At 66.9% G+C, this 2,207-nt stretch carries 2 protein-coding genes; both read left to right on the plus strand.

Annotation, left to right across the window (positions count from 1 at the left end):
* Nucleotides 1-158, plus strand: a 158-nt coding sequence (locus APH35_RS28760; protein ID WP_156341252.1) for a diguanylate cyclase domain-containing protein, incomplete at its 5' end; no start/stop codon positions are given.
* Between the two features lie 1,306 nt (nt 159-1,464).
* The coding region (locus APH35_RS29825) for a methyl-accepting chemotaxis protein (RefSeq protein ID WP_441295880.1) at nt 1,465-2,207 on the plus strand (743 nt) is incomplete at its 3' end.

The following is a 2,207-nucleotide window of genomic DNA, read 5'->3' on the forward strand; positions in this document are numbered from 1 at the left end:
ACCCGGCGCAGCCACGGGATTTGCAGTGCACCTTCAGTGCCGGAGTCGTACAGCTGGACGAGGGGCTGGATGCACTGACCATGGCCAGTGCGGCGGACGAAGCGCTGTACCGGGCCAAGCACGCGGGGCGCAATTGCGTAGTGCGTGTAGAGCCCTAAGTCACTTAAAACCGTACCGGCACTGTGCCACTTTTTTCTGGCGCCAAGCCCTTGCCGTCATCACCACGTCACAAAATCGCAATAACTTCAGCCGCCACTCCCCCTCACCAGGAAGCTCGCGGCTATGCGCCTGAAGTGGCTGACCAATTTCAACACCCTGTTGCTGGTGACCGTGTGCCTCGCCTTGGGCGCAACCCTGTGGTGGTCGCAGCGGGCCCTGGAGCGCCCCTACCAGATGATGGAGCGCTACCTGGGCCTGTCCCAACAGTTCCAGAACCAGGCGGCACGCAACATCCAGGCGTACCTGGGCAGCGGCGATGCCCTGCGCCATGCCGCCGCCATGGAAGCCAACCAGCAGCTGCAGGCCGCCCTGGCCGACTGGCCCGTTGAGCTGGCCGAGCAATTGCGCCCTAGCCTGGACAGCCTGCAGGCCTTCACTGCCAATGAACTGCTGGCCGCTGGCAAGCTGGCCGGCGACCCACAAGCCTTGCTGCTGCAAGCCGAGCGGGAGCTGGGGGCGAACCTTGAACAAATGGCCGGCTACGCCCGCGACAGCGGCAATGCCGAGGCCAACCGTTACCTGCTGCCACTGCTCGACGCCACCGTGCACCTGGGCCGGCTGTCACTGGCCCGCGACAAGCTGGTCAGCAGCGGCCGCCCGGAGCTGGCCGACGAAGTCGAGCGCGAGCTGCAACTGATCCGCGTCCAGGCCCAGGTGGTCGACGGCCTGCCCCTGCTCGGCGTAACCCGCACGGCCGAATCCGGCGCCGACGACTTCGCCGCGATGATGGGCCTGGCGTCCCAGGCCAGCGCCCAGCAGGAAGACATTGCCGTAGGCCTGAAGCGCGAACTGCAAAGCCTGCTCAGCCGCTACCCGGCCGAGCTGCAACGCACCCGCGAACAAATCGAGCGCCGCGTCGCCCTGGCGGCCAGCACCCGCCAGCGCCTGGAGGCGGTGCAGCAGGCCATCGCCGCGCTGGAGCCCGAGGTACGCGGCCAGCATGCAAAAATCGCTGCCGAAGTGCGCATCATCCAAGGCCTGATGATCGGCCTGATCCTGCTGATCGCGCTACTGATCGACACCCTTCAGCGGCGCCTGGCCCGCACCCTGACCGGCTTGGCCCCGGCTCTGTCGCGCTGGGCCGAAGGCGACTTCGCCCAGGCCATCGCGCTGGGCAAGACCAACCGCGAACTGCACGACATCCAGGCGTCGCTCAACCGCCTGCGTCAGTACCTGGTCGAGTTGGTCGGCACCATCCGCCACAACGCCGAGCAAGTGGCCGGCAGCAGCCACGCGCTGGCCGGCATGAGCGTCGCGCTGCACGATGGCGCCGAGCGCCAAGCCGGCGATACCGGGCAGATCCGCGATGCCCTCGGTGAACTGGAGGCGACCATTCAGCAAGTGGCGGGGGATGCGAGCGCCGCCGCCGATGCCAGCCGCGATGCCGGGCGCGCCGTGGAGCAAGGCCAGGCCGTAATTGGCCAGAGCCTGTCGGGCTTGCGTGACCTGGTCGATGAAGTGCAAGGCAACGCCCGCATGATCGAGCAGTTGGCGGAAGAGTCGGCAACCATCGGCGGCGTACTGACGGTAATCCGCTCGATTGCCGAGCAGACCAACCTGCTGGCACTGAACGCCGCGATCGAAGCGGCCCGCGCCGGTGAGATGGGCCGTGGCTTTGCCGTGGTGGCCGATGAGGTGCGCTCGTTGGCACAGCGCACCACAGGCGCTACCGGCGAGATTCAGGCCCTGATCGACCGCTTGCAGCAGGCGGCCAGAGGCTCGGTGGCCGGCATGCGCGCACAGCTTGAGCATGCCGAGGCCACGGCCAATCAGGCCCAGGCGGCAGACGGAGCACTGGATGAGATTGTCTGTGCCATTCGTACCATCTCGGACACGGCCGTGCGGATTGCCGATGTCACGGCGCAGCAGAGCGGCGCGGTGAGCGAAATTCGTGACCACAGCGAGCGGATTCATGAGCTGGGTGAGGACAACTTGCAGCGTATTGGTGAGGGGCGTGAGCAAGGCGAGCATTTGCTGAGCCTGGGCGG

The sequence above is a fragment of the Pseudomonas sp. NBRC 111132 genome, from assembly GCF_001320565.1.
In the GTDB taxonomy this organism is placed as follows: Bacteria; Pseudomonadota; Gammaproteobacteria; order Pseudomonadales; family Pseudomonadaceae; genus Aquipseudomonas; species Aquipseudomonas putida_P.